Below are 20698 nucleotides of genomic sequence, written 5' to 3' on the forward strand. Positions count from 1 at the left end.
CGTACACCGGCCCACGCCTGGGTGGTTTTCAGTTCTGGGATGTTTCCGCACGACGGGAGGTGTCGACGATGACGCGCTGGTCGTCGATGATGACCTCGTAGGAGTCGGCGACGTACGGGCCGGGCCGGCGCCGGGCGTCCTCCGGGCTCGCGGCGCATTCGGTGTGCACGCGGTACGTGCGCGCCGGGGCGTGGCCGGCACCGAAGTAGGACTGCCCGGTACGGATGTCGTACTCCCACCCGTGCCACGGGCAGGCGATGAACCACGTCTGCTCGTCCACCCCGACCTCTCCCTGCCTGGGTGCGACGAGATCCGGCAGGACATGCCCCTGGCACAACGGGGCACCCTGATGCGGACAATAATTGCGCAGTGCGTAGAAGCGGCCATCGATCCGGAACACCCCGATCGACCGGTCATCCAGTCGGACGACCTTCACCTGCTGCTCCTGGAAATCTCCCACGGTGCCCACCACAAATTGCACTTTTGTACCGATCCTTTCGCCGCGGCACGAGTGCTGCCCGGCACAGCATTTGACGGAATGCTTGCAGGGCTCTTGAGGCCGACTTGAACGTGGCGGCGCTCCCGTCCCTGCCTGCCGGTCGCCGATCCGCAATGGGCGTTCGTGGCACCCCACTTCTTGAGCCCATGCGGGCAGAAAGTGGAGCGTCAACCAGGGCTCAACATTGGCTCAAGCCACGGTCCGGAGAGTTGTTGACGAAAGCCGTCAGTCCGAAAGGAATCCACACTGTGAGCATCAACACCGGAGTCATCCAGTGACCCGGCGGGTAGTAATAACCGGGATGGGCGTGCGGGCCCCAGGGGCGACCCGTTCCAAAGAATTCTGGGACCTGTTGAGCGAGGGGCGGACCGCAACCCGCGAGATCAGCTTCTTCGACGCCCAGCCCTTTCGTTCACGGATAGCCGGCGAGACCGATTTCGACGCCGTGGAGGAGGGATTCACCCCGCAGGAAATCCGGCGGATGGACCGGGCCACGCAGTTCGCCGTCGCCTGCGCCAAGGAAGCCTTGGCGGACAGCGGCCTGGATTCCACCGCGCGGGTTCCGCACCGCACCGCAGCGGTACTGGGAAGTGCGGTGGCCTCCGCCACCAGCCTGGAAAACGAATACCTGGTGATGTCCGACTCCGGCCGGGATTGGCTGGTGGATCCGGCGCATCTGTCGCCCTACATGTCCGACTACCTCTCCCCCGGCGTCATGCCGGCCGAAGTGGCCTGGGCCGTGGGCGCCGAAGGGCCGGTCACCCTGGTCTCCGACGGCTGCACCTCCGGCCTGGACGCGGTCGGATACGCGGTACAGCTGATCCGGGAAGGCAGTGCCGACACCGTGATCGCCGGTGCGACGGACACCCCCATCTCGCCCATCGTCGTCGCCTGCTTCGACGCCATCAAGGCGACCACCCCCCGCAACGACGACCCCGCACACGCGTCACGGCCCTTCGACGCCACGCGCAACGGCTTTGTCCTCGCCGAGGGCGCCGCGATGTTCGTCCTGGAGGAATACGCCGCGGCCCAGGCCCGCGGTGCGCGGATCTACGCCGAGGTCGGCGGCTATGCGACCCGTTGCAACGCCTACCACATGACCGGTCTGAAGAAGGACGGACGGGAGATGGCCGAAGCGATCCGGGTGGCCCTCGACCAGGCGCGCCTGGATCCCACGGCGGTCGACTATGTCAACGCGCACGGCTCGGGCACCAAGCAGAACGACCGTCATGAGACCGCCGCCTTCAAGCGCAGTCTGGGCTCCCATGCCTATGACGTGCCGGTCAGTTCCATCAAATCCATGATCGGTCATTCCCTCGGTGCCATCGGCTCCCTGGAAATCGCCGCGTCGCTGCTGGCCATCGAGCACCACACGGTTCCGCCGACCGCCAATCTGCACACCCCCGATGCCGAGTGCGACCTGGACTACGTCCCGATCACCGCACGCGAGCAGCGGACCGACACCGTCCTGACCGTGGGCAGCGGCTTCGGCGGCTTCCAGAGCGCCATGGTCCTGCATCGTCCCGAGGTGCGCACATGAGCATCCCCCGCACTGTGATCACCGGCATCGGTGTCGTCGCCCCCAACGGGGTGGGACGGGAGAACTACTGGAAGGCGCTGCTCGCCGAGGAGAACGGCATCGGCGAGCTCACCCGCTTCGACGCCGCCCGTTACCCGGCCCGGCAGGCCGGACAGATCGACGGCTTCGAGCCCCGGGACCACATCCCCTCCCGGCTGCTGCCGCAGACCGATGTCTCCACCCGCTATGCCCTGGCCGCCGCTGAAGAAGCCCTGGCCGAGGCCGGCATCGGCCCCGACTGCGGTCTGACCGACTACAGCATGGGTGTGGTCACCTCCACCGCACAGGGCGGCTTCGACTTCACCCACCGGGAATTCCGGAAGCTGTGGAGCCAGGGGCCCGAGTACGTGAGCGTGTATGAGTCCTTCGCCTGGTTCTACGCGGTCAACACCGGTCAGATCTCCATCCGGCACGGTATGCGCGGGCCCGGCGCCGCGCTGGTCGGCGAACAGGCGGGCGGCCTCGACGCGATCGGCCACGCCCGCCGTACCGTCCGGGCCGGCACCCGGGTGGTACTCACCGGCGGGGTCGACTCGGCCCTCGATCCCTGGGGGTGGGCCGCTCAACTGGCCGGCGGCCGGGTGAGCACGGTGGACGACCCCACCCGCGCCTACCTTCCCTTCGACGCCGCGGCCGGCGGCCACGTTCCGGGCGAGGGCGGCGCCATCCTCATCTCCGAGGACGCCGGCTCGGCGGCGCAACGCGGGGTGGGCCGGGTGTACGGCGAGATCGCCGGCTACGCGGCCACCTTCGACCCCGCGCCGGGAAGCGGCCGGCCGCCCGGCCTGGGCCGGGCGGCCGCGCTCGCCCTGGAGGACGCCGGGCTCGCTCCCGGCGACATCGGTGCGGTCTTCGCCGACGGGGCGGGGCTGCCCGGCCCGGACCGCAGTGAGGCGGCTGCGCTTCGCGGTCTCTTCGGGCCGCGGGGCGTCCCGGTCACCGTGCCCAAGTCGCTGACCGGCCGGATGTGCGCGGGCGGCGGGCCGGCCGATCTGGCGGCCGCCCTGCTGACCCTGCGCGACCAGGTGGTCCCGGCCACCGCACACAGCACCGACATCCCCGATGACTACGGCCTGGACCTGGTAACCGGCGGCCCCCGGGAGTCCCCGGTGCGCTCCGTGCTCGTACTGGCCCGGGGCCGTCACGGATTCAATTCCGCGGTCATCGTGACCGCGCCTCATCAGAGCTGAGGAGAAGCACTCATGCCGAAAATGACCCTGAACGATCTGCGCCGCATCCTCACCACCTGCGCCGGCGAGGTCGACGCCGCCGACCCGGCCGGCGACATCCTCGACACCCCCTTCGAGGACCTCGGCTACGACTCCCTCGCCCGGATGGAGAGCGCCGCCGTGATCGAGCGCGAATACGGCGTGACAGTCGCGGACGAGCGGATCGCCGAGGCACCGACGCCCCGGGCCCTGCTCGACATGGTCAACAGCGCTCTGGCAGCCACGGCCTGAGCCCACCCCCCCGGTCAAGGAGGTCTTCCGCATGCCGCGCCCCACTCTGCACCGCACCGAACACGCCCTGGTGATCGATGCGCCCGCCGATGCTCTCTATGCACTCGTCGCCGATGTCACCCTGTGGCCGGCCGTCTTCGAACCGACTGTTGCGGTACACCACTTGGAGCGCACCGAGCGCACCGAGTGCTTCGAGATATGGGCCGTGGTCGCCGACCGGGTGGCGCACTGGACCTCCCGCCGCACCCTCGATCCACGGCGCCGTCTGGTCTCGTTCCGGCAGGAACACAGCAATCCTCCCTTCCGCTCGATGTCGGGTGCCTGGCTGTTCCGTGTGCTGCCCGGCGGGGCGACCGAAGTCGTGCTGCGGCACCGCTTCGCCCTCGTCAACCCCACCACCGAGGATCTCGCCCGTGCCGAAAAGGCCCTGGAAGCCAACAGCACCCGCGAACTGGCCGCGCTGGCACGGGCCGCCGGCTCGGGGCACCCCGTCGGCGAGGTGGTGTTCTCCTTCACGGACAGCGTCGCCGTGCCGGGACCGGTCGAGCAGGCCTACGAGTTCGTCGAACGGGCCGACCGGTGGCACACGTGGCTGCCGCATGTGTCCCGGGTGGCGCTGGAGGAACCGTCACTGGGCATCCAGTACCTGGAGATGGACACCACCACCGCCGACGGCGCGGCCCACACCACCCGTTCGGTGCGGGTGTGCCGCGCCCCGCACTGGATCGCATACAAGCAGCAGCTCACACCACCGCTGCTGGCCGGGCACAGCGGTGAGTGGACTTTCAGCACGGGACCCCAGGGAACCGTGGCCACTTCCCACCACACCGTGGCGCTGCGTCCCGAGGCCGTGCCGCGTGTGCTGGGAGCCCATGCCACTTTGGCGGACGCCCGTGCCCACGTCCGCGACGCGCTGAGCCACAACAGCCGCAGCACACTGGAACACGCCCGGACCGTTTCGGTGTGACCCCGTCGAACGGAGGTGAGAACACATGTCCGCGGACACGGACAGCTTCCGGTCCTTCTTCGGCTCCGTGCCCACCGCCGTCGCGGTGGTGACCGCCGCCGCCCCGGATGGCACGCCGCAGGGCTTCACCTGCAACTCCTTCACTGCGGTCTCGGACGATCCGCCGCTGCTGCTCGTCTGCGCGAGCCGGGTCTCCCGTACGCTCCCCTCGGTGCTCGCCTCCGGTGGCTTCGTGCTGCATCTGCTCGCCGATGGCGGGCAGGAGCTCGGGCGTGTCTTCGCGGGGCAGTCGGCGCGCAAGTTCGACGGTCTGGTCTGGCGCCCCTCCCCCTCCTGCACGGGGGCGCCACTGCTCGATGACGACCGCATCCTGGCCAGCGCGGAGTGCACCGTGGTCCACACCCAGAACGCCGGCGATCACACAGTGCTGGTGGGGCGGATGGAGGCGACGCGGGTACACCCGCGCCGCCCGGTGCTCTATCAGCAAGGAACCTTCACACCCTGGCAGCGGTCCGTGGAAGCGGCGGTTCAGGCATGACACGCCGGCACGCCGCCGTGGAAAGCGGTCATCTCCGCGAACAGCGCGGTCATGTCGAGCGGACTGCCCGGCTCGGCTCCGCACGCCTCCGCCAGGGCGCGGTGGAGATTTGGTACCAGACGCTCGGCGTCCAGCCACCGGGCGAAGCGGCCGAGCTCGGCTCGCTCAGCGATCGCCGCCGGACCGAGTCCGGCGGCGAGACCGTCCTCGGCCAGGCGTTGCACGAGTCGCAGATACGCCATGGTGTCGTCGAGGATCTCCGGTCCTCCCACCGGGCCGTGGCCGGTGACGACGACGCGGGGTTCGAGCGCCCGCAAGGCGTCCAGGGCGGCCAGACTACCGGCGACGGATCCCATCGGGACGAACGGCGAGACGCCGGACATCGCGAGGTCGCCGGTGAACAGCACCCGCTCGCGCGGCAGCCAGACAGTGGCGTCACCGGCCGTGTGCGCGATGCCCGGGTGCCGGAGCTCGGCACGGACGGTCCCGATGTGCAGGGTCAGCCGGCGGTCGAAAACAACCTGGGGTGCGACCAGCCGCAGTTCGCCCCACGCCACCTCGGGCCACAGGCTCGTCAGATGGAGCCCGGCCTCGGACATCTCGGTACGCGCCCGTTCCTGTCCGATGACGACCGCTTCAGGGAACACGAAGTTGCCGAAGGTGTGGTCCCCGTGCGAGTGGGTGTTGATGACGAGGCTCGGCGGGGCCGGGGCCACGAAGCGGACGGCGCGCCGCAGCGCCCGGGCGCGGGTCTCGGTCGCCGCAGTGTCCACCAGCGCGCACTCCCCGTCCGAGACGATGACCCCGGCGTTGTTCAGACACCATCCGCCGTCGGGCTGCACATAGGCGAAGATCCCGCCGGCGACTTCCTGCAGCAGTGCGTCGCCGGGTTGTCGTCCTTCGCGCATGTCGACCTCCTCAAAAGTGTCCTGGACCTCGCGCAGGACAGGTTGCGTGGCTGGAGACCGGGCCGGTCACCGGACTGCGACGGGCCGGTGTGAGGTGTGGCCCCGGGCGATCACTCGCCCGGGGCCACACTCACACCCGGTCAGCTGATCTCGTAGTCATCAGGGTCGACCGCGCGGGTGGCGTCCCAGTACTCCAGAGCGGAGAAGGGCCAGTTCTGCGGTGAGCGCCCCTTGTCGTTGACGTACCAGGTACGGACCGAGGTCCATCCCCAGGCCCGCTCCGCGGTGGCCCGGTCGATCCGGGCGTTGTAGCGGTCGTGGACGTCCTGACGCACGTCCAGCCGGCGCATTCCCCGCCGGTGCAGCAGCCGTACGGCATCCAGTAGATAGCGCACCGCGCACTCGGAGAAGTACAGGACGCTGCCGCCCTGGCCTACGAGGTTGGTATTCGGTCCGTACAGACAGAACAGATTGGGAAAGCCCGGGACGGTCATGCCGAGATAGGCCCTGGCATCCCCGTCCCAGGTCGTGTGCAGGTCGATTCCGTCCCGCCCGGTCACCGTCATCGGCGCCAGAAAGCGCTCCGCCTGGAAGCCGGTCGCGTAGATCAACACATCGGCCTCGTGGTGGCGCCCGTCGGCGGTGCGGAGCCCCTGGGGGGTGATCTCCTCGATCCCGTCGGTCACCAGCAGCACATCGTCACGCTTGAGGGTGGAGAACCATGCGCCGTTGTCACGGACCACGCGCTTGGACCCCACCGGGTAGCGCGGCATCACCTGGGTCAACAGCTCCGGTGCGTCCGCCAACTGCGCCTGGATCGCCTCGGTCAGAACCGCCCTGGTTTCCTCGTTGGCGGCCGATACGGCACGCTCGGTCGGCGGATAGCCGCGATCCACCGTCCACGGTGCGCCGTGGAGCCCGGGGGCGAGTTGCGCGAAGCGGTACCAGGCCGCGTAGTACGGCAGGTGGGCGGACAGCCAGCGGGCGCCGGCGGGTACGGCGGCGCCGTACCCGGGGCTGGGGCGCATCCAGGGCGGGGTGCGCTGGAACACCAGGAGCTCACGCGCCTCCTTGGCCACCTCTGGGACGAGCTGGAATGCGCTGGCTCCGGTCCCGATGACCGCGACCCGCTTGCCGGCGAGCTGCACCGAGTCGTCCCAGCGGGCCGTATGGAAGGACGGGCCAGTGAAGCGCTCCCGGCCGGGAAGGTCCGGCAGCCGGGGCCGATTCAGCTGCCCCACGGCGCTGACCAGCACGGATGCCCGCTGCTCCAGCGTGCCCTCAGCGGTGCGCACCGCGAGCCGCCAACACGCCCCCTGCTCGTCCCAGCGGGCCGAGGTGACTTCGCTGTGGAACCGGATGTGCTCATAGAGGCCGAATTCCTTCGCGAAGGCCTGGAAATAGCCGAGGAGTTCGTCCTGTCGGCAGAAGTACTCGCTCCAGTCCGGTTTCGTGGCACAGGAGAAGCTGTAGAGCACACTGGGCACATCGACCCGGCACCCGGGGTAGCGGTTCTCCAGCCAGGTCCCGCCCACCTCGTGATTCTTCTCGTACACCACGAAGGGCACGCCGGCCTGTGCCAGCCGCAGTGCGGCGAGCAGGCCGCTGGGGCCGGCACCGATGATGACGACACGGAAGCCCTCGTTCGCCGGAGACTGCGCCATGCGCCAGCGGGGAGCCCGGGGATCGCGCTCGGCGAGCACAATCTCCTCGCTGAGCAACGGCACCAGGTCGGTGGCATCCGCGCCCATCGCCCAACTGGTGATGCGGCGCAGCAACTCGGGGTCCGGTTGCGGTGTCGGCGCGGAGGGGCCGGCGTCCCTCAGGCGCTGCAGCAGATGCAGCCCCTGAGCACGGGCGGCGGCCTGTTGCTCCGCGGACAGGCCGCCGTTGGTGCGGTGCAGCCAACCGTGCGCCCCGGTGCCCTCCGGCAGGACCGAGGGGTCACCGGTGATATGCGCCAGGGTCATCAGGAGCGCCGGGCAGTCCGCGTCACGCAGATGAGCGCGCAGAGTGTCGTCGTCGGCGTCGAACGGCTGTACCGGCACGTTGAACGTCATCTCGTCTCCCCTCCACCACGGGGCCGGGGACTGCGGGCGGGCATCAGTAGTTGCCCAGTCCGCCGCAGACGTTCAGCGCCTGGGCCGTCACGGCGTCCGCGCCGGGGCCGGTCAAGTAGTCGACCATGGAAGCGACTTCCTCGGTGTGCACATAGCGTCCGATCGGTACGCGTGCGGTGATGCGGTCGTGCGCCTCCTGCTCCGACACCTCCCAGATCGACGCGTAGTGTGTGCGCACCCGCTCGGCCATAGGTGTCTCGACGAATCCGGGGCACACCGCGTTCACGGTGATACCGCTCCGTGCGAGTTCGAGTCCCAGCGCCTTGCTGAACCCGACCACACCGTGTTTGGAGGCGGAGTAGGGCGATGCGTGCACGACCCCCTGTTTTCCGCCGGTGGAGGCAATGTTGATGATCCGTCCTCGGCTCTTCTCCAGCATGCCGCCGGTGGTGAGTACCTCTTTGGTCATCAGGAACACGCTGTTGAGATTGGTGTTGATGACGTCGAACCAGAGCTCATCGGGAATCTCCGCCGTGGCGCCGCCACCACTGCGTCCGGCATTGTTCACCAGGACATCGACCGTGCCGTAACGGTCCCGGGCCGAGCGCACGAAACGTCGGATGTCCTCGGCCCGGGCCACGTCACAGGTCTGTCCGTCCACCTCCGCGCCCTGGTCGCGTAAGGCCTTCACGGTCGCGTGGAGGCCTTCTTCGTCGCGTGCGCAGAGATAGACGCTCATTCCCCGATGGGCCAGGTGCTCGGTGATGGCCATGCCGATTCCGCTGGTGGCTCCGGTCACCAGGGCCACCTGTCGGCTGTCACTGTTCATCGGTCCTCCAAGGAAGATGTACTTTCCGGGCATGCCGCAGCCCCTTTCTCGATACGGGCTGCGGCTGGTCGGGAACTATCGGTAGGGGAAAGATTGCTGACCGGGGAATGCGTACGCCTCAGAGCGTCTTGACCAATCCGCCGTCTATGACGATGTCGCTGCCCGCGATATAGCCGGCCGCCGGACTCGCGAGGAAGACGACCACCCGGGCAATCTCGGCGGCCGTGCCGAAACGCCCCATCGGGATGCCGCCGATCGCCTCCGCCATCGCGGCCATCGCGGAATCGCTGTCCGTTCCCATCGCCGCTGAGAGCTGGTCCCCCAGCCCGCCGGGAGCGGTCCACTGAGGAGTGAGTACCGGCCCCGGCGACACCGTGTTCACCCGAATTCCGGAGGCGGCGAACTCCGCCGAGAGGGACTTGGACAGGCTGTTCAGCGCCGCCTTGGCCGCTGAGTAGTCGATCACATTGGGCGCCGGCAGCCGGGCGTTGATCGAGGAGACATTGACGATGGCGCCCCGCCCCTGCGCGAGCATCGGTGGCAGGACGGCCCGCACCGCGCGGACGGCGCTGAGCACATTGAAATCGAAGGTGCGCGCCCAGTCCTCATCGGAGACCGAGCGGAATCCGCCCAGCCGGGGTGCACCGTCGGGAAATCCACCGACATTGTTGACGAGTACGTCCACCCGGCCGAACAGTGCCATGGCTTCCTGCACCAGCCTCCGTGGTCCGTCCGCCGTGGCGAGGTCCACGTCGACGGCCACCAAGTGGCCCTCCGCCGCGCCGGAATCCGCCAGATCCACCGAGGCCTTCCGGCTTCCGGCCACCACGCGCACGCCCGCGGCCAGCAATTCCCGGCACACCGCCCGGCCGATGCCACGCCCGCCGCCGGTGACGACCGCCACCTGCCCGTTCAGCTCCGGTTCAGCGCTCATGGACCACACCCCGGGCGGCGTCCGGCGGCGCCGGGTCATGGGTGCGGGGTGCGCTGCGCCGCCAGACGAGCACCCGGTGCCGCGGCCGGCCCGCCAGCACAACCGTGCCGCCAAGCGTCAAACGGCCCTCCTCCAGCCTGGCCTCGCGTATCAGCTCCTGGTCCAGCTGATAGGCGTGCGTGCTCACTTGCACGTGATGCAGAATGCGCCTGCCCACCACGCGCCAGGTCGCCGCGTACCCCATGAATCCGGTGCTTGATACGGCCGGGCCGGTCCTCACGCCGACTGCCCCGGATGCGGCGTCGCCGCGCATCATGGACACCGACATATGGCCATGGGGTTCATAGATCAGTACGCCACGGGGGCGCGGCCCCAACGGCCCTTCTCCCAGGGTGCCGTCCGCCCGCAGTTCGCCGTATTCGACGAGCTGCCAGGCGCCGACCAGCTCCGCCGGCGATAACAGGGCCGCTTCCCCGGCCGGGTCGTCCCTGCCGGGCATCTCAGAACGCCCGGCAGGGGAACGGCTGGGGCGCTTCGGTCGCGAACTCCGCGATGGAACGGTCGAGTTCCTTCTTGCGCGGATCTTCCTGGAAATGGGTGACGTAGTGCTCCTCGTCCACCCACTCCGCCCGGTTGATCAGAGAAAGTCCGTCAGTGCCCAGGTGCAATCGCGTGGAAACATATCCGGCGCAGTGCCGTATCCAGGAATCGATGTGCTGCTGCACGGCCGCGGCCAGCCGGGCCTGGTCCTCCGGCCGGGCCACCTTCAGCAGAATGAAGAGAAGGTAGTGATCATTGTCGGGGGCCTGGGGTGGTGTGGTCACGTTGTCCCTTTCTCAGGTGGTCTCGTTGCTGCGGCAGGCTGTTTCGCCGCGGAACGTCTCCTCGGCGTACGGACCGGCCGCCTGGGTCAGCTGCAGAGCAAAGTGGCTGGCGGCGCTGTGGATGTCGCGCCAGAAGCGTTGAACGGGCGCGTTCTCATGCTGCCCCGATGTCCCCGACGCCTGGAAAATGCGCTGCGCCGCGCTTTTCAGCAACTCGCCGGCGAACGACCAGTCGCGCATGTGCAGGGCGATATACGGGCGCAGACCGGCACCGGAATCCGCTCGTTCCGCGATGCTGTGGACGAGCAGTTCGGCCGCTGCGATCTCGGCGGTGCTGTGGGCCAGATCGGACTGCACCGACTGCCGGTCACGGGTCCGGGTGCCGGTATGGGTGTCGGTCTTCCGGCCGATCCAGTCGATCCAGTGGCCCGCCATGCCCTGCGCCGCTCCCAGCAAGGGGACCACGAACGAAAGGCCGTTCACCGCTCTGAGCGGGGCCCGGTAGCAGGAACTGGCACGGCCGTCGGAAAGCCCGGCTTCCAAGTCGGCCCGGGGGAAAGAGCGGTGCCGGGGGACGAACAGGTCGTCCACGACGACGGTGTTGCTGCCGGTGGCCCGCATGCCCACGTTGAACCAGGTGTCCTCGGTGGCATAGTCGGCGCGCGGAATCGCCAAACACCACGACTGGGGACCGGCACCGGATTCGGCCTGTGTGCACACCAGCGTCCAGTCGGCGAAATCCGCCCCGCTCACGTAATTCCACCGCCCGGATACCCGCCACCCCCCGGCCGTCGGGGTCGCCCTTCCGCTGGGAACCAGAGCACCGGACACCAAGACATCCGGCCCGTGGTGCCAGAGTTCCCGCTGGCCCTGTTCCGGCAGATACCCCGCCATACGGCCGGTGTGGGCCGTCAGTGAGGCGATCCAGCCTGCGGAAGGGCACTCACTGGCAACGGCACAGACCTGGGGCAGCAAACGCGTGAAGCTGCCCTCGTCACCCCCGAACGAGGAGGGAACGAAGTGCCGGGCGAACCCCGCCAGCCGTATCCCTGCGACCACCTCATCGGCCGGTCGCCGCTCGGAGTCGGCCTGCTGGGCGTATTTGCCCGCTACCGTGGCGAGGTCCTGCACAGCTGGGGTTGCGGAGCTCAAGCGCGCCTCCGGCGACCTCATGGGCATGCTGAAGATTCCTTCCTTGCTGACGGGGCGAGCCCGGCTACCCACAGGTCCGGATGCTGTCGGCGCCCTGGTCACTGCGCATGAGCGCTCGGGCCCGCTTGGCTTCACCGAGCTGCCGGATCCTCTCTTGTGTGGTCGCACGGGCGGCAGTGATCATGATTCCCAGACAGGTCGCTCCGGCCGCGGCGTAGTCGTCCATCCGCCGTGCCACCCGCCGCCCGGGGCCGATCAACGCGGTGTCGTCGACGAATTCCAGCGGAACGGCAGCCGCGGCACCGTCGTGATCGCCATGGTGCAAACGGTCGTGGATCTCCTCCGCCCGGTCGGCGTACCCCCCTTGGCGCAGCAGCCGGCAGTAGAAGTTCGTCTCCACATCGCCGACGCCCAGCAGCCTGGCGTAGTGCGGCCGCAGGGCGTCCGCCGCGTTCTCGACACCGTCGTCGATGTAGGTGGCCATGCACGGCAGGACATCGAATGCCCCGTCAGCACCGGCTGCTGTACGGCCGCTGCGGATCTCCGCGACAGCGTCGGCCACATCGGCCACGGAGGTGAAGGCTCCGATCCATCCGTCGGCCACGGCACCGGTCAGCCGAAGGCTGCGCGGGCTGGAGGCGCCGATGTAGAGCGGTACGCGGCCCGCGCCCGGGGCCATGGCCAGCTGGAGTGGCGCCTTGTCGCGTTCGCCGTACGGCAGTCGATGGTGCCGGCCCTGGAAGCGGACCTGTTCACCGGCGAGGGCGGAGCGCAGGATGGTGGTGTACTCGCGAAGCCGGGACACCGGTTGATCGAATCCCACCCCGTGCCAGCCCTCCGAGACATCCGGGTTGGAGACCCCGAGCCCGATCGCGAAGCGGCCCTTGGACAGGACGTGCAGTGCGGCGGCCGCGGTAGCGGTGGCTGCCGGGCTGCGGGCCGGCAGCTGAAGCACTCCGGGGAGCAGCCCGATACGCTCGGTGTGCGCGGCGACGTAGGACAGCACCGTGATTGCGTCGCTGCGGAAGTTGTCCGAGGCGAGCACGGTCCGGTAGCCGAGTTCCTCGGCGGCGCGGGCGAGGTCCAAGGCGTCGTCGATACCGATGTTGACCGCGAGTTCCATGGCGATTCTTCCTGCTCCATCCGCTCGTCCCGTCACAGAAGGTGGGCACCGCCGTCAGTACCGAGCACCGCACCGGTGGTGTATTCGGCGTCGGCCAGCCAGAGGACGGCTTCGGCGACCTCCTCCGGGGTGCCGATGCGGCGCAACGGCGCCGTGGACTCCACATGTGCGCGGATGTCGTCGAACCCCTGGGTCCAGCGGGTGTCGATCAGACCGGGGGCGACCGCGTTCACCCTGATCCCGGGACCGAGAGCGCCGGCCAGCAACCGCGTCATGTGATTGATCGCCGCCTTGCTGACTGCGTAAGGAATACAGCTTCCGGCCAGTGAACCACCGGCCACGGAAGACATGTTGATCACCGAGCCGGATGTGTGGCGCAGGGCTTCCACGGCTGCTTGCGTGGTCTGCCAGGTGCCGACCACATTCACATCGAGGATTTCCTGCCAGACCGTCCGGTCGACTGCGGCGAGGTCCTCGTGCGGGATGCGACGTGTCGTACCTGCATTGTTCACCAGGACATCGAGCCGCCCGAAGTGTTCCAGCGCGCGCTCGACCAGGAGTCGGGCCTGATCCGGATCGGCCACATCCGCCTGGACGTAGCACGCGCCGGGCAGCGACCTGGCCAACTCCGCGCCGGCCTCGGAGGAGCGGGCGGAGTTCAGCACCACCTGCATCCCGCGGGCGGCAGCGAGAGTGGCGATGGCTCTGCCGATCCCGAAGGTCGACCCGGTCACCAAGATGGCACGGCGGTCATGCATGTTCGCTCCCAGCTCGGATGTCCCGGCGCCGACGTGGCCCTGCTGCCTGTTGCATGTCCTCAGCCTGTGCCGCGCGTCTTGAACCGCTCTTGCACGGCGATTGATGTACGCCCCCACATCGAAGCCGACGCACCCCCTCGCACCGCACACCTGCTGCGGACCGAGACACCTCATGCCCCTCAGAAGTCAGCAACAGCTTTGCTTTTCAGGCCGAAAAACCGGACAACTGGCCCACATCTCATACGTGTTAGCTTGGCACCATGAGAGCTACCGACGAAGACACCGAAACCGCGGAGAGGCTGCGCTGGGGCGTTTCGCGGCTGTCCTCCCGGCTGCGTGCCGAACAGCCCGGGAACGGCGAGTCATTGACCCGCCTGGCGGCGTCCGTACTGGCGAATGTGCTGCACGGCCGTCCGTCGACACCGACGGAGCTGGCCGCCGTCGAAGGACTGCAGGCGCAGTCACTGACACGGGTGCTGAACGACCTGGAGGAGCGGGGCTGCATCATACGGGTGCGGGACGAGCAGGACCGGCGCCGCCAGGAGGTGCACATCACCACGAAAGGCGTCGATGCGCTGCGCGAGCATGTGCGCGACGGGAACGCCTGGCTCGCGGCGGCATTGCACAAGACCCTGTCACCGACCGAGCGAGGCCTTTTGCGACTCGCCGCAGAGCTGATGCAGCAACTGGCCGTGAGCGAGATGCCCGCCGGTCCGGCCGGCGGCCGGACCGCCCACGCGGACAACGCTCCGGAGGGGGCGGCACCCGCACTATGAAAGCGCAGAGGTCAACCCGTCAACCCGTCCCTGCCACAGGGGATGCGGCGTCATCCACCGCGAACAAGTCCCTCCGTCGCACCAACACCCGGCTGTTGGTGGTGTTGGCCGGGCTGAGCGCCGTCAGCCCGCTCGCCACCGATATGTATGTACCCGGCCTGCCGGAGATGGCCCGCAGCCTGCAGGCCGATGTCGCCGGGGCACAGGTCTCGCTGACCGGGTTTCTCATCGGGATCATCGTGGGGCAGCTCGCGCTGGGACCGCTCAGTGACTCCGTCGGCCGCCGGCCGGTGCTGCTCACCGGGACCTCACTGTTCGTGATGTTCTCACTGGTCTGCAGCATCGCGCCGTCGATCCTGATCCTGGACGTTGCCAGGGTCGGTCAGGGACTCGCCGGCGCGGCGGGCATCGTGGTGGCACGTGCCACGGTGACGGACCTGTACGACGACGCCCGGTCGGCGCGTGCCTTCTCCGTACTGGCCTCGGTCTCCGCCCTCGGCCCCGTCCTGGCGCCGCTGCTGGGCGGAGGGTTACTCGCCGTCGCATCGTGGCGTGTCGTGTTCGTGGTGCTGGCGGTCGCCGGAGCGCTGCTCGTGATTGGGGTGCTGTGCTGGGTACCGGAATCCCTTCCGCGGGAGGCACGCGCCTCCCGCAGCGTCCGGGACACCGCCCGGTCGATGGGGAGGCTGTGTGCCCGGCGCACCGTGCTGGCCCCCGTACTGGCCCTGACCTTCGGCGGCGCGTCGATCTTCGTCTATATCGCGGGCACGTCCTTCATCTTCCAGGACGTGTACGGGCTGGGACCGGCGGTGTCCAGCATGGTCTACGGGGTGAACGCCCTGGGCAACATGGCCGGCAGTCTGGCGTACGGCCGTCTCGCCCGCCGGTGGCGCCCCGAGGCATTGCAGCGCAGCGCGATCGCCGTCGCGCTGGCTGGGGCGCTTGTTCTGACGCTGTCCCAGATCATGGCCGGTGCCGGCCTCCTCCTGACCTGGCTGTGCCTGTTCGTCTCCGTCACCGCCTTCGGCGTCTTCTTCCCCGCCGTGACAACCCTCGCCCAGAGCCGCGGCCGGCACGCCCCGGGGGCAACCTCGGCACTCCTGGGCGGCGGCCAGTTCGCCTTCGGCGCGGCCGCCGCCCCCCTCGTAGGACTGTTCGGCACCCACAGCCCGCTGCCGATGGCCGTCATCATGGCGGCATGCCTGGCATTGGCGACGGCGGCCGCCCTGGCGTCATCGCCCTCAACCCGTGAGCCGCTTCCGGAGGAACGGCATGCCTCCTGAGCCCGCCACCGGGTGCCGGGCTCGCCCGCCCGGCACCCGGCGCTGCATCGGTGACAGCTTCTCCGGGAAGTGCAGACTGGAGGCCGGGCGGCCCCATTGGCCATGTGGTGACTGGTGAGTTGCCGGCTGCCGCCAGGGTGGGTGAGTCCGAGGTTGATCAGGCGGCGGAGGTTAAGGGGGCGGCGGCACTGAGGTGAGTCTTTGAGGGGCATCAGCCGAGCCGGTGACGTCAGCCGGTGGCGAGTGCCGTGACGCCGCCGTCCACGAGCAGATCGGTGCCGGAGATGAAGCTTGCTGACGGGCCGACGAGGAAGGCGACGGCGTCGGTGATGTCGGCCGCTGTTCCGGCTCGCTTGGCGTTGGAGGCGGCAATCATCCTTCGCATCATGTCCCCGTGTTCGCCGGCGAGTTCCGCCTGCCCCATGGGGGTGGCGATCGCTCCGGGACTCACGGAGTTGATCCGTGCGTTCCGTGCGCCCCAGGTGGAGCTCGCGGCCCTCACGCGCAACAGGTTGGCTGCCTTGGAGAAGGTGTAGGCCGCCCCTGGGTCGGAGAATCGCTCGCCGGCGGCGACCGGGAGGGAGAGCAGTTCGTCGGCCGGTGTCACGGCCAGTTGCACGGCTTCTTCGCCGGACAGCCCGGAGTTTCGGTGGCCGGCCATGCTGGCGATGACCACGCCGGAACCGCCTGGGGCGACGACCTGGCCGAATTCCTCCAGCACGAGTGCGACTCCCAACAGGTCGACGGCGAGTATGGCGGCGACGGACGCTTGCGCGGGCGAGAGTCCGGCCGTGTGGACGACGGTCCGCACCGGTCCGAGGCCGGCGGCCTGGCGAGCCAGCGCGCGGACGGATTCCCGGGATGAGACGTCGACCGGGGCGGCCGTTACGGCGTACCCGTCTTTCTCCAGTTGCGCGCGGACGGCTTCCAGGGCCTCGGCGTTGAAGTCTGCGATCAGGAGCCGAGCTCCGGAGCCCAGACGGCGGGCAATGGACTCTCCCATCCCGCCGACACCGATGACGACGACTACTGCCTGGCTCATGTCTTCCACCTTCTCGATGGCCGGCAGAACTGCCGGGGGATTGGGGCGTGCGGGGCTACGGGCCGGGTTTCATGAACCGCCGGAGATGCCGTTCCGGCGAAGTCTCGCATGACTCCGACACTTGTCGGGTATCCCACAGGTGTGGGTGACACTACAATGACTCCGTGCCCGTTCAGCAAAGTGACCGCCGCTCCCGCCGCTCCCGTACCGCGATGGAGGGCGCACTGCTGGAATTGATCGGCGACCGCGACCTCAGCCAGATCTCGGTCTCCGACGTGACCGGCCGCGCCGACGTGCATCGCTCGACTTTCTACGAGCACTACACAGACGTGCATGACCTGGCCGCCTCGGCATGCACGGAGATGTTCGACCAGCTACTCTCCGCCACCTCGGCGCTCTCGGTGACCGGGGATTCCTCGGAGGAGGGCGCGCACCCGTCGCTCACAGCGGTGTTCGCCCATGTCGCCGAACATCACGCGCTCTATCAAGCCCTTCTCGGCGCCGATGGCAGCGCCCGGGTGATCAACCACCTTCTGCAGCGCATGACGGAATCCATCCGGTCGAGGCTTTCCGCCCGGCTCACCGACCCCGAGGGCGGTACGGGCGACTCCGCAGCCGCCTTTGTCTCCGGAGCGCTTCTCGGCGCCATCGCAGACTGGCTCCACCACGGCTGCCCCGGTACGCCGGAACGCTTCGCCACCGCGATCTGGCCGCAGCTGGTCGCCGCGTCACTCGCCCGCCCGGCCTGAGCCACCCCGCCCGCAGGGACGCCGGCCGAGAACCCGGCGCCGGAGCGAGCCGCACCCGTGAGGCGCTGAGACCGCCCCTGCCGGGCGCCGCCCCTCCCTGACCCGCTACACACCCCCCGCCCGCGCGCCCCGTTGCACCCGAACGGTGTGCGTGCGCTCATGCCGGAACCACCGGCCCGCGCACCGCGATCGGCTCTCCGCCTCTCCCGCAGCGGCCCCCACCGGCTCCGCGCCCGCCCGGTCGGCACGGTGCCCTCCTCTGATGTGCGCTTTCGCCCATCAGCCTGCGCAGAGGGGTTTTGAGGCGCACATTCACAGCGCCCCCGGCCCCCTCCCCCTGCCGCCGCGAGCTCCAGACCCCGAGCCGCCGGACCCGGCGCATCCGCGCGCACATCCGCCCCGCTGACACAGCCCCAAGGTCCACAGCCTCTTGCAATACGACAGCTGTCGGTTAACCTACATCTGTCGGGAACGATTCGAGGCTGCGGCACCGGGCTTCCGCCCGGGCCCGTGAGACCCCGTCCCGTCCCGTCGCGCGTGGCCGTGCCGCGCAGATCCCTGTCGAATGAAGTGAGGAAAGCAGTCGTTCACATGTGGAACCGAACTGTCCGAGGACCGTTTCCCGGAGCGGCTTCCCCCCGGGGCTCCATGGACCCGGCGAGCGCGGCGCGGTGACCCGCCCCGACAAGGTGGTGATCGTCGGTGGCTCGTCGGCCGGCCTGGCGACAGCGGAGGCGCTGCGCCGCCAGGGCTACGAGGGACGGCTGACCCTCCTGGACGCCGAACGTCATCTCCCCTACGACCGCCCGCCGTTGTCGAAGCAGCTGCTGACCGGCGCCTGGGAGCCGTCGCGGACTCAGCTGCGCTCGCAGGAGCATCTCGCCTCGCTGGAGGCGGAGTTCATCCGCGCTGAGCCGGTTGTCATGTGCGACGCGGCAGAGCGTGCGGTGACCACCGCCACGGGGCGCGTGGTGCGTGGCGATGCGCTGGTCATCGCCACCGGGCTGCGCCCCCGAACATTGCCGGACCAGGAAGAACTCGCGGGAGTGCATGTGATGCGCACCCTCGACGACGCGCTGGCGCTGCGCCGTGACCTGGCGGCCGGTCGCCGCCTGGTGGTGGTGGGCGAAGGTGTGCTGGGTGCGGAGATCGCTGCCTCGGCCCGTGGCATGGGCGTGGAGGTCACGGTCGCAGGCTTCGGGTCCGTGCTGCTGGGCAGTCAGGTCGGCGGCAGGGTGGGGGGCTTCCTCACGCGTCTTCACACCGAGCGGGGGACGGCTCTGCGCCTCGGCGTCCCTGTCGAGGCCCTGGCCGGCAGCGGAGGCAGGGTGTGCGGGGTCCGTCTGGCCTCGGGAGAGGTGCTGCGCGCCGACACGGTCGTCGTGGCGATCGGGGCGCGGCCGGCCACCGAGTGGCTGGAGGGCAGCGGGCTGGCGCTCGGCGACGGCGTGGAGTGCGATGCCTACTGCCGTGCCGCGCCCGGTGTCTTCGCCGTCGGAGACACGGCGTCCTGGCATCACGAAGTGCTGGGCAGGCGGCTGCGCCTGGAGAATCGTACGAACGCGACCGAGCAGGCCCAGGCCGTCGCGGCGAACCTCCTCGGCGCCGAACGCCCCTACACCCCGACGCCCTACTTCTGGACCGATCAGTACGACGCCAAGCTCCAGGTGCACGGTCTGCCCACCCCGGCCGCCGAGACCCACATCGCCGAAGGCGACCCGGCCCGAGGACGCTTCGTCGCTGTGTACCGGGAGAACGGCGAGGTGACCGGCGTCCTGGGCTGGAACATGCCCAAACAGGCCCGGCTGCTCCGCCAAAAGCACCTCGCTCCGCGGAGCGGACAGCCGGCAACCGCGGTCCGCTCCGCACCATGACCCGCCGCACCAGGCACGTCAGCCCTCCGCAGACGCGCAGACAGGCGTGGGAAGCGGGTGCGAGGTCACCGCCCATAGGCGGCACCCCCACGCCGCCCCCGTCAATTCCCGCGAAGGAGAAGCACATGAGCCCGAACGAGCAGATACTGCAGTACCCGCTCGCCTACGAGACCGCGCTGGAGCCTGCCGCCAAGTGGGCTGAGCTGCGCGGCACATGCCCGGTGGCCACCATCACCGTGCCCGACGGCAGCCAGGCCAAGCTGCTGACCCGCTACGACGACGTCCGGGAGATGCTGGCGGACCCCCGCTTCGCCCGGAAGGACCTCACCGACGGAACCACGTCGGCCGCGGCGGACACCTCGGAGCCGCCCTTCTCCGTGCCGAAGCACGGCGAGGAGCACCAGCGGTGGCGCCGGATGGTGGGCAGGTGGTTCACCGCGAAGCGCATGGCCGCCCTGCGGCCCCAGATGACCGCGATCGCGGACCAGCTCCTCGACGAGATGACCGGCCGCGGCAGCTCAGGGGACCTCAAGGCGCACTTCGCCTTCCCGCTGCCGGTCTACGTGATCTGCGACATGCTCGGCGTGCCCGCCGAGGACCGGGACCTCTTCTCCTACTGGTCCGACAACTTCCTCAACCTCAGCCGGTACTCCGCACAGGAACGGCAGACGGCGGTCGGCGAACTCGTCGCCTACATGTCCGGCCACATCGCCGCCAAACGCGCCGAGCCCACCGACGACTTGCTCGGCACCCTGATCGAGGAGAGCAGCGGCGAAGGTGAGGCGCTGACGGACGCAGAGCTGCTGGGCACCGGCATAGGTCTGCTGGTGGCCGGACACGAGACGACGGCCAACATGATCGGCAAGATGGTCGCCATGCTGCTGGCCGACCGCACCCGGTGGGAAAGGCTCCTGGAGAACCCCTCGTTGGTACGCAGCACCGTCGAGGAGGCGCTGCGCTTCGACGCCAACGGCGGGTTCGGCCTGCGGCGTTTCCTCACCGAGGACGTCGAGATCGGGGGCGAGGTCCTCCCCAACGGCACCACGGTGGTGTGCGCCATGGGCGCGGCGAACCGGGACGAGACCGCCTTCGAGAACGCCGCCGAGATGGACCTGGCCCGCACTCCCAACCCTCACCTGGCCTTCGGCGCGGGACCCCACTCCTGCCTGGGTCAGGCCCTGGCCCGCACCGAACTCCAGGTCGCCCTCGAAGTTCTGCTGCGCAGGCTGCCCTCCCTCGCACTGGACATCCCCGCCACCGACCTCGAACGCCTGGAAGGACTGCTGGTCGGCGGCCTCAGCAAGGTCCCCGTCCGCTGGTGACGGCACGACAGCACACGTACG

The 20698-nt window shown here is 69.4% G+C and carries 21 protein-coding genes; 10 read left to right on the forward strand and 11 right to left on the reverse strand.

Annotation, left to right across the window (positions count from 1 at the left end):
• Positions 1–28: 28 nt before the first annotated feature.
• Positions 29–481 carry a Rieske (2Fe-2S) protein gene (locus ACFW5B_RS07760; RefSeq protein WP_386434778.1) on the reverse strand — a complete coding sequence of 151 codons (453 nt, stop codon included), beginning with the start codon at positions 479–481 and terminating at the stop codon, positions 29–31.
• Positions 482–773: 292 nt separating this feature from the next.
• Between ACFW5B_RS07760 and ACFW5B_RS07765 the strand changes: the two genes are divergently transcribed.
• Genes ACFW5B_RS07765 through ACFW5B_RS07785 form a run of 5 tightly spaced genes read left to right on the forward strand, consistent with a single transcriptional unit; the run spans position 774 to position 5043 of the window.
• Positions 774–2039: a beta-ketoacyl-[acyl-carrier-protein] synthase family protein gene (locus tag ACFW5B_RS07765; protein ID WP_386434781.1), complete on the forward strand. Its 1266-nt coding sequence runs from the start codon at positions 774–776 to the stop codon at positions 2037–2039.
• Positions 2036–3268, forward strand: a complete 1233-nt coding sequence (locus tag ACFW5B_RS07770; protein ID WP_386434784.1) for a ketosynthase chain-length factor — start codon at positions 2036–2038, stop codon at positions 3266–3268. The genes ACFW5B_RS07765 and ACFW5B_RS07770 overlap by 4 nt, the downstream gene beginning before the upstream one ends.
• A gap of 12 nt (positions 3269–3280) precedes the next feature.
• The gene (locus ACFW5B_RS07775; protein WP_386434787.1) at positions 3281–3538 is read left to right on the forward strand and encodes an acyl carrier protein; all 258 of its coding nucleotides are present in this window, start codon (positions 3281–3283) and stop codon (positions 3536–3538) included.
• Between the two features lie 31 nt (positions 3539–3569).
• Positions 3570–4505 (forward strand): aromatase/cyclase, encoded by a 936-nt coding sequence (locus tag ACFW5B_RS07780; protein ID WP_386434790.1) that lies wholly within the window; start codon positions 3570–3572, stop codon positions 4503–4505.
• A 25-nt stretch (positions 4506–4530) separates the two neighbouring features.
• Positions 4531–5043, forward strand: coding sequence for a flavin reductase family protein (locus ACFW5B_RS07785; RefSeq protein WP_386434793.1), 513 nt, complete (start codon positions 4531–4533; stop codon positions 5041–5043).
• Here ACFW5B_RS07785 and ACFW5B_RS07790 read toward each other — a convergent pair.
• The 9 genes from ACFW5B_RS07790 to ACFW5B_RS07830 all read right to left on the reverse strand — a co-directional run bounded on the left by ACFW5B_RS07790 (position 5034) and on the right by ACFW5B_RS07830 (position 13631).
• Positions 5034–5951: an MBL fold metallo-hydrolase gene (locus ACFW5B_RS07790; RefSeq protein ID WP_386434796.1), complete on the reverse strand. Its 918-nt coding sequence runs from the start codon at positions 5949–5951 to the stop codon at positions 5034–5036. The genes ACFW5B_RS07785 and ACFW5B_RS07790 overlap by 10 nt on opposite strands.
• A gap of 140 nt (positions 5952–6091) precedes the next feature.
• Entirely contained in the window at positions 6092–8011 is a 1920-nt protein-coding gene (locus ACFW5B_RS07795; RefSeq protein WP_386434799.1) for a flavin-containing monooxygenase, read from the reverse strand.
• Positions 8012–8054: 43 nt separating this feature from the next.
• Positions 8055–8840 (reverse strand): 3-oxoacyl-ACP reductase, encoded by a 786-nt coding sequence (locus ACFW5B_RS07800; protein ID WP_386434802.1) that lies wholly within the window; start codon positions 8838–8840, stop codon positions 8055–8057.
• Positions 8841–8958: 118 nt separating this feature from the next.
• The gene (locus tag ACFW5B_RS07805) at positions 8959–9774 is read right to left on the reverse strand and encodes an oxidoreductase (protein WP_386434805.1); all 816 of its coding nucleotides are present in this window, start codon (positions 9772–9774) and stop codon (positions 8959–8961) included.
• Positions 9764–10273 (reverse strand): lipocalin-like domain-containing protein, encoded by a 510-nt coding sequence (locus ACFW5B_RS07810; RefSeq protein ID WP_386434809.1) that lies wholly within the window; start codon positions 10271–10273, stop codon positions 9764–9766. Before ACFW5B_RS07810 ends, ACFW5B_RS07805 begins: the two co-directional genes overlap by 11 nt.
• 1 nt (position 10274) lies before the next feature.
• Positions 10275–10598: a hypothetical protein gene (locus ACFW5B_RS07815; protein ID WP_386434812.1), complete on the reverse strand. Its 324-nt coding sequence runs from the start codon at positions 10596–10598 to the stop codon at positions 10275–10277.
• A 12-nt stretch (positions 10599–10610) separates the two neighbouring features.
• Positions 10611–11729: an acyl-CoA dehydrogenase family protein gene (locus ACFW5B_RS07820; protein ID WP_386434815.1), complete on the reverse strand. Its 1119-nt coding sequence runs from the start codon at positions 11727–11729 to the stop codon at positions 10611–10613.
• Positions 11730–11814: 85 nt separating this feature from the next.
• A complete protein-coding gene (locus tag ACFW5B_RS07825; protein WP_386434818.1) occupies positions 11815–12873 on the reverse strand; it encodes an LLM class flavin-dependent oxidoreductase in 1059 nt (352 codons plus the stop codon).
• A gap of 32 nt (positions 12874–12905) precedes the next feature.
• Entirely contained in the window at positions 12906–13631 is a 726-nt protein-coding gene (locus ACFW5B_RS07830) for an SDR family NAD(P)-dependent oxidoreductase (protein ID WP_386434821.1), read from the reverse strand.
• A 260-nt stretch (positions 13632–13891) separates the two neighbouring features.
• Here ACFW5B_RS07830 and ACFW5B_RS07835 point away from each other — a divergent pair, with 260 nt between their 5' ends.
• Together ACFW5B_RS07835 and ACFW5B_RS07840 are read left to right on the forward strand one after the other, a co-directional pair.
• Positions 13892–14407 (forward strand): MarR family winged helix-turn-helix transcriptional regulator, encoded by a 516-nt coding sequence (locus tag ACFW5B_RS07835; protein WP_386434824.1) that lies wholly within the window; start codon positions 13892–13894, stop codon positions 14405–14407.
• A gap of 98 nt (positions 14408–14505) precedes the next feature.
• Positions 14506–15690: a multidrug effflux MFS transporter gene (locus ACFW5B_RS07840; protein WP_386435176.1), complete on the forward strand. Its 1185-nt coding sequence runs from the start codon at positions 14506–14508 to the stop codon at positions 15688–15690.
• Between the two features lie 229 nt (positions 15691–15919).
• Here the strand turns inward: ACFW5B_RS07840 and ACFW5B_RS07845 are convergent, their stop codons facing one another.
• Positions 15920–16732: an SDR family oxidoreductase gene (locus ACFW5B_RS07845; RefSeq protein ID WP_386434827.1), complete on the reverse strand. Its 813-nt coding sequence runs from the start codon at positions 16730–16732 to the stop codon at positions 15920–15922.
• 164 nt (positions 16733–16896) lie between these two features.
• Here ACFW5B_RS07845 and ACFW5B_RS07850 point away from each other — a divergent pair, with 164 nt between their 5' ends.
• From ACFW5B_RS07850 to ACFW5B_RS07860, 3 genes are all read left to right on the forward strand, one after another.
• Complete coding sequence (locus ACFW5B_RS07850) at positions 16897–17481, forward strand: TetR-like C-terminal domain-containing protein (protein ID WP_386434830.1); 585 nt, start codon at positions 16897–16899, stop codon at positions 17479–17481.
• A gap of 671 nt (positions 17482–18152) precedes the next feature.
• The gene (locus tag ACFW5B_RS07855; RefSeq protein ID WP_386434833.1) at positions 18153–19355 is read left to right on the forward strand and encodes an NAD(P)/FAD-dependent oxidoreductase; all 1203 of its coding nucleotides are present in this window, start codon (positions 18153–18155) and stop codon (positions 19353–19355) included.
• 125 nt (positions 19356–19480) lie between these two features.
• Positions 19481–20677 (forward strand): cytochrome P450, encoded by a 1197-nt coding sequence (locus ACFW5B_RS07860; RefSeq protein ID WP_386434836.1) that lies wholly within the window; start codon positions 19481–19483, stop codon positions 20675–20677.
• Positions 20678–20698: the final 21 nt, after the last annotated feature.

This window comes from Streptomyces sp. NPDC058773 (assembly GCF_042746015.1).
Lineage (GTDB): Bacteria > Actinomycetota > Actinomycetes > Streptomycetales > Streptomycetaceae > Streptomyces.